The sequence below is a fragment of the Curtobacterium sp. ME-Dv--P-122a genome (assembly GCF_030209645.1).
GTDB lineage: Bacteria > Actinomycetota > Actinomycetes > Actinomycetales > Microbacteriaceae > Curtobacterium > Curtobacterium flaccumfaciens.
On the sequence record NZ_JARVRO010000006.1, the window covers coordinates 123,888 to 137,521 of the forward strand.

The 13,634-nt window shown below is 71.7% G+C and carries 15 protein-coding genes; 9 read left to right on the forward strand and 6 right to left on the reverse strand.

From position 1 onward, the window contains the following. Positions 1-555: 555 nt before the first annotated feature. Positions 556-1,599: an L-glyceraldehyde 3-phosphate reductase gene (mgrA, locus tag QRN49_RS05380; RefSeq protein WP_284754265.1), complete on the reverse strand. Its 1,044-nt coding sequence runs from the start codon at positions 1,597-1,599 to the stop codon at positions 556-558. Positions 1,600-1,689: 90 nt separating this feature from the next. On the opposite strand from mgrA, the gene QRN49_RS05385 reads away from it, so the two are divergent. The 3 genes from QRN49_RS05385 to soxR are packed head-to-tail and all read left to right on the forward strand — an operon-like array spanning position 1,690 to position 3,708. After that, positions 1,690-2,145 (forward strand): iron chaperone, encoded by a 456-nt coding sequence (locus tag QRN49_RS05385; RefSeq protein ID WP_284754268.1) that lies wholly within the window; start codon positions 1,690-1,692, stop codon positions 2,143-2,145. A gap of 2 nt (positions 2,146-2,147) precedes the next feature. Continuing rightward, positions 2,148-3,191, forward strand: a complete 1,044-nt coding sequence (locus QRN49_RS05390) for a YdcF family protein (protein ID WP_259475276.1) — start codon at positions 2,148-2,150, stop codon at positions 3,189-3,191. Positions 3,192-3,201: 10 nt separating this feature from the next. After that, positions 3,202-3,708 carry a redox-sensitive transcriptional activator SoxR gene (soxR, locus tag QRN49_RS05395; protein WP_284754272.1) on the forward strand — a complete coding sequence of 169 codons (507 nt, stop codon included), beginning with the start codon at positions 3,202-3,204 and terminating at the stop codon, positions 3,706-3,708. Here soxR and QRN49_RS05400 read toward each other — a convergent pair. Beyond that, positions 3,705-4,145 (reverse strand): MarR family winged helix-turn-helix transcriptional regulator, encoded by a 441-nt coding sequence (locus QRN49_RS05400; RefSeq protein ID WP_216852147.1) that lies wholly within the window; start codon positions 4,143-4,145, stop codon positions 3,705-3,707. The genes soxR and QRN49_RS05400 overlap by 4 nt on opposite strands. A 46-nt stretch (positions 4,146-4,191) precedes the next feature. Between QRN49_RS05400 and QRN49_RS05405 the strand changes: the two genes are divergently transcribed. Beyond that, positions 4,192-5,445, forward strand: coding sequence for a multidrug effflux MFS transporter (locus QRN49_RS05405; protein WP_284754274.1), 1,254 nt, complete (start codon positions 4,192-4,194; stop codon positions 5,443-5,445). Positions 5,446-5,590: 145 nt separating this feature from the next. Here the strand turns inward: QRN49_RS05405 and QRN49_RS05410 are convergent, their stop codons facing one another. Beyond that, positions 5,591-6,298 (reverse strand): phosphatase PAP2 family protein, encoded by a 708-nt coding sequence (locus QRN49_RS05410; RefSeq protein ID WP_284754276.1) that lies wholly within the window; start codon positions 6,296-6,298, stop codon positions 5,591-5,593. Positions 6,299-6,396: 98 nt separating this feature from the next. Here QRN49_RS05410 and poxB point away from each other — a divergent pair, with 98 nt between their 5' ends. Then, positions 6,397-8,121: a ubiquinone-dependent pyruvate dehydrogenase gene (gene poxB, locus QRN49_RS05415; protein ID WP_111039725.1), complete on the forward strand. Its 1,725-nt coding sequence runs from the start codon at positions 6,397-6,399 to the stop codon at positions 8,119-8,121. Between the two features lie 66 nt (positions 8,122-8,187). Here poxB and QRN49_RS05420 read toward each other — a convergent pair whose 3' ends face one another. Further along, positions 8,188-8,871 (reverse strand): SDR family NAD(P)-dependent oxidoreductase, encoded by a 684-nt coding sequence (locus tag QRN49_RS05420; RefSeq protein WP_284754280.1) that lies wholly within the window; start codon positions 8,869-8,871, stop codon positions 8,188-8,190. Between the two features lie 101 nt (positions 8,872-8,972). Here QRN49_RS05420 and QRN49_RS05425 point away from each other — a divergent pair, with 101 nt between their 5' ends. The 3 genes from QRN49_RS05425 to QRN49_RS05435 all read left to right on the forward strand — a co-directional run bounded on the left by QRN49_RS05425 (position 8,973) and on the right by QRN49_RS05435 (position 11,403). Continuing rightward, complete coding sequence (locus QRN49_RS05425) at positions 8,973-9,815, forward strand: helix-turn-helix transcriptional regulator (RefSeq protein WP_284754282.1); 843 nt, start codon at positions 8,973-8,975, stop codon at positions 9,813-9,815. 269 nt (positions 9,816-10,084) lie between these two features. After that, a complete protein-coding gene (locus tag QRN49_RS05430; protein ID WP_111054793.1) occupies positions 10,085-10,882 on the forward strand; it encodes an L-threonylcarbamoyladenylate synthase in 798 nt (265 codons plus the stop codon). 20 nt (positions 10,883-10,902) lie between these two features. Beyond that, a complete protein-coding gene (locus QRN49_RS05435; protein WP_284754285.1) occupies positions 10,903-11,403 on the forward strand; it encodes a hypothetical protein in 501 nt (166 codons plus the stop codon). A gap of 51 nt (positions 11,404-11,454) precedes the next feature. Here the strand turns inward: QRN49_RS05435 and QRN49_RS05440 are convergent, their stop codons facing one another. Next, positions 11,455-11,874, reverse strand: coding sequence for a Rid family hydrolase (locus tag QRN49_RS05440; RefSeq protein WP_284754287.1), 420 nt, complete (start codon positions 11,872-11,874; stop codon positions 11,455-11,457). 37 nt (positions 11,875-11,911) lie between these two features. Further along, positions 11,912-12,694 (reverse strand): SDR family NAD(P)-dependent oxidoreductase, encoded by a 783-nt coding sequence (locus QRN49_RS05445; RefSeq protein WP_194623299.1) that lies wholly within the window; start codon positions 12,692-12,694, stop codon positions 11,912-11,914. Between the two features lie 86 nt (positions 12,695-12,780). Here QRN49_RS05445 and QRN49_RS05450 point away from each other — a divergent pair, with 86 nt between their 5' ends. Next, positions 12,781-13,629 (forward strand): helix-turn-helix transcriptional regulator, encoded by an 849-nt coding sequence (locus QRN49_RS05450; RefSeq protein ID WP_284754291.1) that lies wholly within the window; start codon positions 12,781-12,783, stop codon positions 13,627-13,629. Positions 13,630-13,634 lie beyond the last annotated feature (5 nt).

Below are 13,634 nucleotides of genomic sequence, written 5' to 3' on the forward strand. Positions count from 1 at the left end.
TTGTGCCTTCTCGGCCCGCCCGGTTCGGTGGCGGCGGACCCATCGGGTGCCGCCGTTGTCCGCCGGGATGCCGGCGGCCGGTAGATACACACTGCGTGTTGTCGAACGCTGTCGATGGTACCAACCGGCCGCCGCGCCCCGGAGGAGTTCGCTCCGGGCGCCGTCCCGGCGGTCAGCCGCGGCGCGGTCGCAGACCGTCGCCTGCGGCGCCGTCAGCCGACAGGTCGTGACCGGTCGGCGCGCGACCCGCGACGTGTCTTGACCAGTCGGCGCATGCCGGCCACGCGACGAAACGCGACCGGACGACGGACGGGAGGCGCGTGGCGGCGTGCCCCGTGCCTCCCGGCCGCCGCGCCCCGCGCCCAGGGCCCCGCAGCGGTCACGACAACCCGCCGGCCGTGCGCGGTGCGGTCGCAGACCGTCGCCTGCGGCGCGGCCAGCCGACGGTTCGTGACCGGTCGCCGGGCGACCCGCGACGTGTCGCGACCAGCCGACGGGGCCAGCCGAGCAACGAGATCCGACCGGCCGAGGGACTGGTGCGGCGTGGGGCTCGGGTCAGGAGACCTCGCCCGCGCGGGCTCCCGCCCACAGGTCGACGTCGGTGATGCCGACCGAGTGCTCGTCGATGACGCGGAGCTCCTCGTCGGTGAACGACGTGTTCGACAGCGCGGCGACGTTGTCCTCGAGCTGCGACACCCGGGACGCACCGATGACGAGTGAGGTCACCCGCTCGTCGCGGAGTGCCCAGGCGAGGGCGAGCTGCGCGAGGGACTGTCCGCGCGCGGCCGCGACGTCGTTCAGGGCGCGGAGGTGCTCGACGACCTCGGGCGTGATGCTCGACGCATCGAGGGACTTGCCCGCTGCCGCGCGGGAGTCCTCGGGGACACCGTTCAGGTACTTGCCGGTCAGCAGCCCCTGCGCCAGCGCGGTGAAGCCGATCACGCCGAAGCCGAGCTCGCCGGCGGCGTCGAGCAGCCCCTCGGTCTCGATCCAGCGGTTGAGCATCGAGTACGAGGGCTGGTGGATCAGGAGCGGGGTGCCGAGGTCGCGGAGGATCTCGGCCGCCTGCCGGCTGCGCTCGGCGTCGTACGACGAGATGCCGACGTACAGCGCCTTGCCCTGCTGGACCGCGGTGTGCAGGGCGCCCATCGTCTCCTCGAGCGGGGTCGAGGCGTCGAGACGGTGCGAGTAGAAGACGTCGACGTAGTCCAGGCCTGTGCGCTGCAGGGACTGGTCGAGCGAGGCGAGCACGTACTTGCGCGAGCCGCCGCCCTGCCCGTACGGCCCCGGCCACATGTCCCAGCCGGCCTTCGTCGAGATGACCAGCTCGTCGCGGTAGGGCCGGAAGTCCTCGCGCATCAGGCGGCCGAAGTTCACCTCGGCGGCACCGTACGGCGGGCCGTAGTTGTTCGCGAGGTCGTGGTGGGTGATCCCGAGGTCGAACGCCCGGCGGCTGATGGCGCGCTGGTTCTCGAAGGGCATGTCGTCCCCGAAGTTGTGCCAGTACCCCAGGGAGAGCAGCGGCAGGTCGAGGCCCGAGCGGCCGGTCCGGCGGTACGTCATCGAGTCGTAGCGGTCGTCACTGGCGATGTAGGTCATGGGACGAGCCTGGCACTCGTTCGGGCTCTGCCCTCGCATGCTTCGCTTCGCGGACCCATGATGGGTGCACGAGACCACGAGGAGACGACGATGGCACGGACGACGAAGACCGAGACCACCTTCACCGACGAGGAGCGCGCGGCGATGCAGGAGCACGCCGCAGAGGTCAAGCGTGCTCGCGGCACGAAGGGCACCAAGGCCGAGAAGGCAGCGGCCGACGCCGCTGCGGTCGAGGCGAAGATCGCCGAGATGCCCCAGCCGGACCGGGGGCTGGCCGAGCGCATCCACCGCCTCGCGCTCGAGGTCGCCCCCGAGCTCGCGCCGAAGCTCTGGTACGGCATGCCCGCCTACGCGCGGGACGGCAAGGCGGTGTTCTTCTTCCAGGACGCCGCGAAGTTCAAGGCCCGCTACGCGACGCTCGGGTTCCAGGACTCGGCCGCGCTCGACGACGGCACGTTCTGGCCGACGTCGTGGGCGATCAGCCCCGAGTTCTCCGAGGCCGACGAGGCACGGGTGGCCGACCTGATCCGTCGCGCGGTCGGCTGACGGTGCTCGGGCTGGGCGCCGCTCCCGTCTTCGCCCTGCTGTTCCTGGTGCTGTACGTCCTGGGGCGGCGACGGGACCCTCGGATGCTCCGCAACGGGGTGTTCCTGACGGCGGCCGTGCTGTTCGGGCTCGGGACGGTCGTGGCCGTGCTGACCAGAGTGGTCCCCGGGTTCAGCCTGCTCGTCGCCGTGGTGCTGCTGCTCGTGCCGCTCGCCGTGGTGGTGCTCGGCGTCGCCCTGGTCGCGAACGGCCTGCAGATGCTCCGTGCCGAGGGGCGCAGCGTCGGCAACCTGCTGTCGCTCGCCGCCGGGGTGGCGGTGTTCGTGCTGCCGGCGGTCGCCATCGCCCTGCTCGTCTCGGGCAGCGGCGAGGGCTTCACACTGTGGGACGGCACGAAGATCGCGGTCGCCGTCCTGATGGTGTTCGTCTGCGGGTACTTCGCGCTGTCGCTGGTCGCGTTCGCCCTGTACTCCGTGGTCTACGGGCGGACGCGGCACGGCATCGTCCCCGACACGATCGTGGTCCTCGGCTCCGGGCTCGTGCACGGCGAGGTCCCGCCCCTGCTGCAGAGCCGGCTCGACCGGGCGCTCGGCGTCTACCGGGCCGAACGGGCGGCCGGACGCCGACCGCTCCTCGTGCCGTCCGGCGGACAGGGCGACGACGAGCCCCGCCCCGAGGGCACCGCGATGGCCGAGTACCTGGTGGCGCACGGTGCCGACGCGGACGACGTCGTCGCGGAGACCGCGTCGCGGAACACCCGCGAGAACCTGCGGTTCTCGCGGGACGTGCAGACGGCCGCCGGCCGGGACGGCCAGATGGTCGTGGTCACGAACAACTACCACGTGCTGCGGGCGGCGACCCTGGCCCGCCGCCTCGATCTGCCCGCTCAGGTCGTCGGCGCCCGCACGGCGGCGTACTACGTCCCGAGTGCGTTCCTGCGGGAGTTCGCCGCGGTGATCGTCGAGCACCGCTGGCTCAACGTGGTCGCCTGCACGCCGTTCGTGCTGTTCACCGGGTTCCTGCTCTGGGAGTCGTTCCAGCAGTAGGATCTCCACCATGGTCGAGATCCCGGCGCCGCGGCCGACCGACCTGCTGCCCATCGGCGAGATCGTCCGCCGCACCGGCGTCGCCGCCTCGGCCCTGCACTTCTACGAGCGCAAGGGCCTGATCCACCCGGAGCGCACCGACGGCGGCACACGGATGTACCCCCGGCACGTCGAACGGCGGATCGCGATCATCCAGGTGGCCAAACGCCTCGGCATCCCGCTCAGCGAGGTCGCCGAGCAGTTCGAGGCCCTGCCCGCCGACCGGATGCCCTCGCTGCGCGACTGGAACCGGTTGAACGAGCGGTGGCGCGCACGACTGCGGGCCCGCCAGCTCGAGCTCGAGCGCCTGCAGCAGGAGATGACGCAGTGCATCGGCTGCGGGTGCGTCTCGCTCGGAGCGTGTTCGGTCGTGAACCCGGGTGACGCCCTGGGCGACGAGGGGCACGGCGCGCGTCGCCTGCTGCCGATCCAGGACGATGCGGCCGACGATGCCGCCGCCGCCGACGCTGTCGCCTAGCCCGCGCGCAGTCCGTCGTCGATCCGCTGCAGCAGCTCCAGCGCCTCGACCGCACCCCGCTCGTCGCCACCGAGGGCCGTGCGGAGCTTGCCCGACCAGTGCCGGTAGAGCCGGTCGACGCTCTCCTGGGCCAGGGCGGTCGAGTGCAGCTGCACGGTCCGGGCATCGGCCGGGTCCTGGCGCCGCTCGACCATGCCCTTCGCCACGAGCGACCGGAGCGCGACGCTGAGGTTGCTGCGCTGCAGGGCCGTGGCCTCGGCGGTGGCACTGGGCGAGGTGCCGGGGTTGCGGTTGATCCACCGCATCACGAGCGCCTCGGTGCCGGTCAGCGGCACGATGTCGAGGGTCTCCGAGCCGTGCGGGTCGATGTCACGCGCGATCCGGAGCAGGACGTCCGCGAACTCGGCGAGGACGTGGTCGGACACGGCGGAGTGCATGACCGTACTGTACCGATCTCCGGCGATGAGTTATGCTTTCATAACAATGACCACGGACACCGGAACCATCCGCGCGACGATCGCGACACCCACGACCAAGCAGCAGGGCATCACGACCGCGCTGCTCCTGGTGCTCGGCCTGCTCAGTGCCGTCGCCCCCTTCGCCACCGACCTCTACCTGCCGGCGTTCCCGCAGATGACCACCGAGCTCGGGGCGAGCGCCACCGCCGTCCAGCTCACCCTCACCGCGTTCCTGGTGGGCGTGACCGCGGGCCAGCTCGTGTTCGGTCCGCTGTCCGACCGGTTCGGCCGCGTGCCGCCGCTCATCGCCGGTGCCGCGGTGTGCGTGCTCGCGAGCATCGCTGCGGTGCTCGCGCCGAACATCGGCGTGCTCATCGCGGCCCGCCTGCTGCAGGGCCTCGGCGGTGCGGCCGGCATGGTGATCAGCCGTGCGGTCATCTCCGACCTGGCGACCGGCAAGTCCGCCGCCCGCGCGTTCTCGCTCATGATGATCGTCGGCGGGGTCGCCCCGGTCGTCGCACCGCTGCTCGGCGGCCTGCTCACCGGTCCGATCGGCTGGCGCGGCCTGCTCTCGATCGTGCTCGGCCTGTCGGTCGTCATGCTCATCGCGGTCCTCGCCGTGATCCGCGAGACCCACCTGAAGGAACACCGCGACGCTTTGCGCGAGGAACGCCGTGGCTCCGGCTCGGCACTGCGTGCCCTGCGCTCCCGCACGTTCCTCGGGTACACCGCCGTGTTCGGCTTCGCGTTCGCCGTGATGATGGCCTACATCTCCGCGTCGCCGTTCCTCTACCAGGACATGATCGGCTTCGGCACGGTCGGCTACGGCCTGGCCTTCGGGCTGAACGCCCTGGCACTGATGGGCGTCAGCATCCTGTCCGCCAAGCTCACCGCGACCCGTTCGGTCACGGGCGTGCTGTCGCTCGGCATCGTGCTGGTGCTCGCCTCGACCGTGGCGTTCGCGCTGCTCGTCGTCTCCGGGGCGCCGGTCATCTGGCTCGCCGTGCCGCTGTTCACCGCGGTCGGCTCGCTCGGTCTGGTGCTCGGCAACGCCACGGCACTCGCCCTCGGTGCCGTGCCCTCGGCCGCCGGCAGCGCCTCGGCCGTGCTCGGTGCCCTGCAGTTCGGGCTCGCGGCGCTCGTGTCCCCGCTCGTCAGCATCGGCGGCTCGGACACCGCGGTGCCGCTGGCGATCGTGATGCTCGCCGCCGCCGTGGTGGCCGTCGTGGCGCTGCTCGCGGCGCGGGGCCGGACCAGCCGGACCAGCACGCTCCGCTGACCCGGACCAGCGCCGCCCGCTGACCCGGAACGACACCGCCCGCTGACGTGGAACGACACTGTCGACGTCGTACGACATCGACAGTGTCGTTCCGCGTCGACCAGACCACCTGTGACCGCCCCGCCCCCAGCCCAACCAGCCGGCGTCAGCCCCGCCCCGGCCGCAGGAACGGCACCCGCGGCATGAGCCAGTCGACCCACACCACCCGCACCCCCGGCGCCACGGCGAGCGCCCACAGGATCGACGCAGCGGCGTCGGTCGGGTAGTGCACCGCGTCGATCGACACCGCGAAGAACACGACCACGATGGCCACGACCCCGAGCATCAGGGCGAGCCGGTGCCACCGCGTCTCGCGGAGCAGCCAGATCAGGGCGATGACGAACGCCGTGATGTAGACCGTGTGCCCGCTCGGGTACCCGGGGTCGGGCTGCACGGGGAACGGGTGCGGCAGCACGGCCACGTCGGGCCGGGCGCGGTGCACGATCTCCTTCACGATCGCGGACGGCACCCACGTGATCGCGATGGTGCCGCCGAACGCCAGGGCCGGTCGCAGATCTCGCGTGCGCCACCAGATCACGGCGACGGCGACGACCGTGATCCCGATCGCCGGTGCCGGACTGATCACGTGGTAGACCGCCGTGCTGAACGCACCGATGAACCCGGTGTGCAGCGCGTTGAGGGCCTTGGAGAGCCCGAGGTCCACGGTGCCGAGGGTGAACCCGACGATGGTGATGACCACGACCGCGATGACGGCGATCGCCACCGAGACGAGCGGGTACGGCGAGCGCTCGAGGATCCCGTACGCGGCGGGCTCCCGTCGGCGGGGACGGAGGAGCGGCGCGTCGTCGGTCATCCCGCCATCGTCGCAGCACGACCCCGGCATCCCAGGGCGAGTGAGCCTCACAAAACTCCGAAAGCGTTCAGCGCGGCGGTCGGGAGTAGACAGGACGCATGCCAACCGTTGCCGAGAACATCGTCGCCACCCTCCGCGCCAACGACATCCACCGGGTCTACGGCCTGCCCGGGGACTCCCTGAACGGCTTCACCGACGCCCTGCGCAAGGACGGCACGATGCGGTGGGAGCACGTCCGGCACGAGGAGGCGGCCGCGTTCGCCGCCTCTGCCGAGGCCGCCCTGACCGGTGACCTGACCGTCTGCGCCGGCAGCTGCGGGCCCGGCAACCTGCACCTGATCAACGGCCTGTACGACGCGAACCGTTCGCGGGTGCCGGTGCTGGCGATCGCCGCCCACATCCCCACGGCGGAGATCGGCTCCGGATACTTCCAGGAGACGCACCCGCAGGAGCTGTTCCGCGAGTGCTCCGTCTACGTCGAGTACGTCGCCGACCCCGTCCAGATGCCCCGCCTGCTCGAGATCGCGATGCGCGAGGCGATCGAGAAGCGCGGCGTCGCCGTGCTCGTGATCCCGGGCGACGTGCTGCTCGCCGAGGCGAAGGACGACCGCACCACCCGCATCGAGCGGGCCACCCCGCGCATCGTGCCGAGCGAGGCCGAGCTGCAGCGCACCGCCGACCTGCTGAACGGTGCCGACCGGATCACGATCCTGGCCGGAGCCGGCGTCGCGGACGCCCACGACGAGGTCGTCGCCCTGGCCGAGCGACTGCAGGCCCCGATCGTGCACGCGCTGCGCGGCAAGGAGTACATCGAGTACGACAACCCGTACGACGTCGGCATGACGGGGCTGCTCGGCTTCGCCTCCGGCTACCGCGCGATGGAGGACGCCGACGTCGTGCTGATGCTCGGCACGGACTTCCCGTACCAGCAGTTCTTCCCGGCCAAGGCGAAGCACGTGCAGGTCGACATCCGCGGCTCGCAGCTCGGCCGACGGCACCCCGTCGACATCGGGCTGGTCGGCACCGTCAAGGACACCGCCCTCGCCCTCATCCCACTGCTGACCGGCTCGCACCCGACGAAGCACCTCGAGGACTCCCTGAAGCACTACCGGAAGACCCGCGAGAAGCTCGACGACCTGGCGGTCCCCGCCGGGAAGAAGAAGCCCCTGCACCCGCAGTACGTCGCCCGGGTGCTCGACCGGCTCGCCGCGGAGGACGCCGTCTTCATCCCCGACGTCGGCTCCCCCGTCGTCTGGGCCTCGCGCTACCTCACCATGAACGGCAAGCGCCGGCTGATCGGCTCGTTCGTGCACGGCACGATGGCGAACGCCGTCCCGCAGGCGATCGGTGCGCAGACCGCGTTCCCGGACCGGCAGGTGATCGCCCTGGCCGGTGACGGCGGGCTGACGATGCTCCTCGGTGAGCTCATCACGATCGTGCAGAACAAGCTGCCGGTGAAGATCGTCGTGTTCGACAACTCGTCGCTCAACTTCGTCGAGCTCGAGATGAAGGCCGCCGGCTTCGTGAACTACGGCACCGAGCTGCAGAACCCGGACTTCGCCGCCGTCGCCGAGGCGATCGGCATCAAGGGGTTCCACGTCGACGTGTCCGACGACTTCGAGGACGCGATGGCCGCCGCGCTCGCGCACGACGGCCCGGCGCTCGTGTCGGTCCGCGCGAACCGCCAGGAACTCTCCATGCCCCCGGCGGTGACGCTCGAGCAGGCGAAGGGCTTCACGCTCTACGCCATCCGCACGGTGCTGTCGGGTCGCGGTGACGAGCTGCTGGACCTCGCGTCCACCAACGCACGCCAGCTGCTGTAGACGCGAGCGGATGACGGCCTGGAGGCCCGTGGCGGCGCCGCCACGGGCCTCCAGGCCGTCACGGCGTCACCACCCGAGCGTCTGGCCGTCCTCCAGGAACACGCCGGTGGGGCCCTCCGGGCCCGCGCTCGCGGCGGCCGCGATCGTCGCAGCGCTGACCTCGACGGGGCGACCGTGCGGGTTCGGCATGCCACCGAACTCGGTGGCCGTGTAACCGGGCTCGATCGCGACGAAGTGCACCTCGGGCACGACGCGCGCGTACTGCACCGTCAGCATCGAGACGGCGGCCTTGGACGCGCCGTAGACCACGGCCGGCACGCTGAACGCCGGCTTCGACGGGTCGTGGGTGGCGGTGAAGGAGCCGAGCGCGCTCGACAGGTTCACCACGATCGGGTTCGCGGAGCGACGCAGGAGCGGCAGCGCGGCCTCGGTCGCGCGGATCGTGCCGACGGCGTTCGTGTCGAAGACCGCGAGCGCCTCGGGCCCGCTCTGCCCCCAGACGGCGATGCCGGCGTTGTTGACCAGCACGTCGAGTCCGCCGTTCGCGTCGACGTGGGCGAAGGCCGCGGCGACCGAGTCGTCGTCGCGGACGTCGAGCTGGACGGAGCGGGCGCCGATCTCGGCGGCGACCGCGGCGCCCTGGTCGGCGTCGCGGGCCCCGATCCAGACGGTGTGGCCCGTTTCGACGAGCTGGCGGGCGGTTTCCTTGCCGAGGCCGCGGGTGGCCCCGGTGATGAGTGTCGTTGTCATGGTTCCAGCGTCGTGCTCGGCGGCGACCGCAGGGAGTCGCCCGGTTGTCGTAGGACCGGCAGGGCCAGGACCCGGTCGACCGTCGCGCGCAGACTGGGAACATGGCGGACACGGACTTCGGGCACACCCTGCGGCGACTGCGCGACCACGTCTCCCCCGAGGCGGCGGGAGTGGTCGTCGGGTCGCGTCGGCGTGCGTCCGGTCTGCGCCGAGAGGAACTGGCCGGGCTCGCAGGGATCTCCGCCGACTACCTGACCCGGCTCGAGCAGGGGCGGGCGACCACGCCGTCCGCCCAGGTCGTCGAGGCGCTCGCGAGGGCGCTGCGGGTCGCTGATGCCGACCGCGAGCTGCTCTACCGGCTCGCCGGGCACGCGCTCCCCGGTGCCGACGTGGTCCCGTCGCGAATCCCGCCGAGCGTGCAGCGACTGCTCGACCGGCTGGCGGACACCCCGGTCGCGGTCCTCGACGCCGCGGGGAACCTGCTCGTCGCCAACGCCCCGTACGACGCACTGATGGGGCCGATCGGCGCGCTGCGCGGGAACGACCGGAACACCGCGTGGCGGCACCTGGTCGGATCCGGCAGCCGAGCCGTGCACACGCCGGAGGAGCAGGCGGCGTTCGAGGCGAACCTGGTGGCGGGGCTCCGGATGACCGCGGCGCGCTACCCGCTCGACCGCCAGCTGCAGCAGCTCGTGCGGGACCTTCGGGCGGCGAGCCCGCGGTTCGTCGAGCTGTGGGACTCGGGTGCGACCGCGCTCGGCGAGACCGCCCGCCGGAAGGTGATCGACCACCCGGACGTCGGGCTGATCACGCTCGACTGCGACACCCTGGTCGTCGGGCCCGAGGACCTGCGGATCCTGGCGTACACGGCCGAGCCCGGGTCGGTGGACGCGGAGCGGCTGGCGCTGGCGATCGTGGTGGGGACGCAGTCGTTGGTGGAGTGAGGCGGGGGCAGGCGATTTCTGTGTGCCTCGCACAACCAAAGTGTCCTCGAACCGCGCGACCACGTGGCGCGGGGGCGCTTTGGTTGTGCGCGACTCATTGGTTGGGCGCGGCTCGGCGCGGACTGACCTCGGCCGTTCACTGCGAGCCCGCCTGAACCCTTCGGAGAAGGCCCACAGGTCGCGCCCTTCGCCCTTGTCCGGCTCGGACACCGTCCATAGGCTCCCGCTGTCAGACGATCGTCTGACTCCAGAGTGGGACGAGGACGGGCATGAACGACGACACGCAGGTCAGCATGAACCGGGTGCACTGGGACGGTGGCGTGCCGCGCAGTGCGGTGGACGCGCTGCTGCACGACGGCGGGCTGGCGGTGGTCCCGACCAAGGTCGGCTACATCCTGATGACCTCGGACCGCGCGGGTCTGGAGCGCAAGTTCGACGCGAAGGAACGCAACCGCAACAAGCCGGGCGTCGTGCTCGTGAGCTCGCTCGAGATGCTCCGCAGCATCGCGCAGCTCACCCCCGAGATCGACGCCCTGTACCAGCGGTGCTGGGACGAGGACATCCTGCTCGGGTGCATCCTGCCCTGGAGTGACGAGGGCCGAGCGGCACTGCCGGCGGACGGCTCCGACGAACTCATGATGGACACCCGTGGCACGTCCTGCTTCGTCATCAAGTTCGGCGTCCCCGGTGAGCTCGCCGCCCGCGAACTCTGGACCGAGCACGGCAAGTTCGCCTTCGCGAGCTCGGCCAACCCGTCGGGCACCGGCAACCGTGGCGTGGTCGACGGCATCGGCGAGCGCATCGCCGAGCGCGCCGACGTGATCGTCGAGGCGGACGACTACGTCGCGTCCATCCAGCCGGAGCAGAGTGCCGAGACGCGGTACGAGCAGGGCGTCATGGTGTCGATGGTCGACAGCACGGGGACCCTGATCCCGCTGCAGGACGGACGCCGATCGGTCGTCCCCGCACCGACGCTGATCCGCAAGGGGCTCGACGTCGACCGGATCATGGGGCTGCTCGCGGACACGTTCACGAGCTGGGACTACCGGCAGGGTGAGTACTACTGAGCCCGCACGAGAGGACTTCCGTGGGCCGGAACCGCCTGTCGCGTGAGGACGCCTCGAGCCGCATCACCGCGTTCGTGTACGGCAACATCGTGATCCTCGGCACGATCGCACCCATGGTCCCGGACACCGCCGAGAGCGGTCGGGGGCTCTGGTACGTCCTCGCCACCGCGTTCTCGACCTTCCTCGCACACACCTTCGCCGAATCGGTCGGACGACGTGCGCGGAGCGACCACCGCCTCACCGGGGAGACCGTCCGCGCCGAGCTGCGAGATTCGCTGCCCATCCTCACCTCCGGTCTCCTGCCGGCTGCCGTCCTCGCCTACGCCTGGCTGACCGGCACGTCCGGGCTCGCGGCCGAGATCATCGCGATCGCGTACCTCGTGGTCCGGCTCGCCCTCCTCGGGCCCGTCGTGGCCAGACTCCGCGGGGAGAACCCGTCCCCGCGGACGTTCGTGGCCGGCCTCGTCCTCGCGCTCGTCGGTGTCGGCATCGCCCTGGTCAAAGCAGGTCCGGGCTTCTGAGGCGAGCGTGCGCGAGGCGCGGGAGCGCGGGAACCTCGACACCTCGCGTCGTCACGTGGGCTGACCGTCGGCGACGGCCGCGACGGCTTCGATCTCGACCAGCTGGTCGTCGTAGCCGAGCACCGTGACCCCGAGCAGGGTGCTCGGCACGTCGTGCGCGCCGAAGGCATCGCGCACCACCTGCCATGCGGCGACGAGGTCGGCCTGCCGTGAGGACGCCACGAGCACCCGGGTGCTCACGACGTCCTCGATGGACGCACCTGCGGCACGCAGCGCCTCCTGCATCGTCTCGATGCACCGGGCAGCCTGGCCCGCGTAGTCGCCGAGCGCGACGGTCGACCCGTCCGCGGCGAGCGGGCAGGCCCCGGCGAGGAACACGAGCCGCGTCCCGGCCGGCACGGTGGACGCGTACGCGTACTGCGCCGCGTCGCTCAGGACGTCGGACCGGATGAGACGGACTGCGCTGGCCATGCCCGTCATCCTGCCAGGGGGCCCGGAGCGTTCGGCGTCAGGCGCCCGCACCGCCGTCCACGGGGACGATCGCCCCGGTGACCATCGACGCGCGATCACTGAGCAGCCAGGCCGCGACCTCGGCGACCTCCTCGGGCTCGGCCATCCGACCGAGCGGCACCGTGGCGTTGATCTGGTCGACGATGCCCGGCGTCGCCGCCTCCCATGCGTCGATCATCTCGGTCGCGGTGCCGCCGGGGGTGATGCCGTTCACCCGGATGTGCGCCGGAGCCCAGGTGACGGCCGCGGTCTCGGTGATGCTGTTCAGCGCACGCTTCATCGCACCGTAGGCGGGCAGCGCCGGGTTGGCGCGGCGGCTGCCGATGCTGGAGGTGTTGACGATGGCGCCGCCTGCGCCGCGACGCATCAGTTCGGCTTCGGCATTCATCGCCACCCAGTGTCCGCGGAAGTTCACCGCGAACTGGGTGTCGATGTCCTCATCGCTGGTGGTGTCGAGCGGCCCGGGCTGCTGGATGGTCGCGCCGTTGTTGAAGGCCCCGTCGAGCCGACCGTGCAGCTCGTCGACGCGAGCCACCGCTGCACGGATGCTGGCGGGGTCGGCGAGGTCGAGTGCGACGGCATCGGCGGTGCCCCCAGCCGCTCGGACGTCGGCGACGACGGTGTCGAGTGCGTCGGTGCTGCGGGCGGCCAGGACGACCCGAGCCCCCTCCCGAGCGAAGAGTCGGGCGGCCGCCGCACCGATGCCGCGGCTCGCGCCGGTGATGAGGACGACCTTGTCGGACAGGAGGCCGATGGGACTGGTGGTGGTGTCGTTGTTCATGGGATCAGCGTCACGCCGGACCACCGACCGGATACAGGTACGAGCGGTACCAGGATCCGAGCCGCGAACCGGTGGAGACTCGTGCCATGGACAAGCCGGAACTCGCCGCGTTCCTCCGCTCTCGACGCGAACGCCTGCGCCCCGAGGACGTCGGGCTGCCGTCGGGGCCACGTCGTCGGACGCCGGGGCTCCGTCGTGAGGAAGTGGCGGTCCTCGCCCACATCTCCACGGAGTACTACGTCCGGCTCGAGCAGGGCCGCGCGCCCCGACCCTCCGCCGAGGTCCTCGCGGGCATCGCCGGGGCGCTCCTGCTCACCCCGGCGGAGTCCGACCACCTGCACGCACTGGCCGGCACGGCCGCACTGCAGCTGGGCCGGGTGCGCCGTGACGTCCGGCCGAGCATCCTCGCGCTCGTGGACCGGCTGCCGCAGACCGCTGCGATCGTCCTGTCCGCCACCTTCGACGTGCTCGCGTGGAACCCCCTCGCCGCAGCGCTCATGGAGGACTTTTCGGAGCTCGATCCGGCCGAGCGGAACCTGGCCCGGCGGGCGTTCCCCGCACACCCCGGGCCGGAGACTCCGCCGCCCTACGGGATCTCCGACGGCGCCGAGTTCCGGCGCCACGTCGTCATGCAGCTCCGAGCGGCTCGGACCCGGTACCCGGACGACCCCGCCGTGGGCGACCTGATCGAGGAGCTCGGTGCGGGCGACAGCGAGTTCGGGCGGCTCTGGGACCAGCACGACGTGCAGATGACACCCGTGCTCACCAAGACCTTCCGGCACCCGTCGGTCGGATCGGTCACGGTCGACTGCGACAGCCTCGCGCTCACCGACCGCGACCAGCACCTGGTGCTCTACACGGCCCCGGTCGGTTCACCCGACGCCGACGCCCTGGCCCTGCTCGGCGTGCTCGGAGCCGAACCCGTCAGCAGGTAGCGCAG

Coding starts and splice junctions, on each gene's coding strand:
- mgrA (WP_284754265.1), bottom strand. CDS start 1,599: ATGACCTACATCGCCAGTGACGACCGCTACGACTCGATGACGTACCGC.
- QRN49_RS05385 (WP_284754268.1), top strand. CDS start 1,690: ATGGCACGGACGACGAAGACCGAGACCACCTTCACCGACGAGGAGCGC.
- soxR (WP_284754272.1), top strand. CDS start 3,202: ATGGTCGAGATCCCGGCGCCGCGGCCGACCGACCTGCTGCCCATCGGC.
- QRN49_RS05400 (WP_216852147.1), bottom strand. CDS start 4,145: ATGCACTCCGCCGTGTCCGACCACGTCCTCGCCGAGTTCGCGGACGTC.
- QRN49_RS05405 (WP_284754274.1), top strand. CDS start 4,192: ATGACCACGGACACCGGAACCATCCGCGCGACGATCGCGACACCCACG.
- QRN49_RS05410 (WP_284754276.1), bottom strand. CDS start 6,298: ATGACCGACGACGCGCCGCTCCTCCGTCCCCGCCGACGGGAGCCCGCC.
- poxB (WP_111039725.1), top strand. CDS start 6,397: ATGCCAACCGTTGCCGAGAACATCGTCGCCACCCTCCGCGCCAACGAC.
- QRN49_RS05420 (WP_284754280.1), bottom strand. CDS start 8,871: ATGACAACGACACTCATCACCGGGGCCACCCGCGGCCTCGGCAAGGAA.
- QRN49_RS05425 (WP_284754282.1), top strand. CDS start 8,973: ATGGCGGACACGGACTTCGGGCACACCCTGCGGCGACTGCGCGACCAC.
- QRN49_RS05430 (WP_111054793.1), top strand. CDS start 10,085: ATGAACGACGACACGCAGGTCAGCATGAACCGGGTGCACTGGGACGGT.
- QRN49_RS05440 (WP_284754287.1), bottom strand. CDS start 11,874: ATGGCCAGCGCAGTCCGTCTCATCCGGTCCGACGTCCTGAGCGACGCG.
- QRN49_RS05445 (WP_194623299.1), bottom strand. CDS start 12,694: ATGAACAACGACACCACCACCAGTCCCATCGGCCTCCTGTCCGACAAG.
- QRN49_RS05450 (WP_284754291.1), top strand. CDS start 12,781: ATGGACAAGCCGGAACTCGCCGCGTTCCTCCGCTCTCGACGCGAACGC.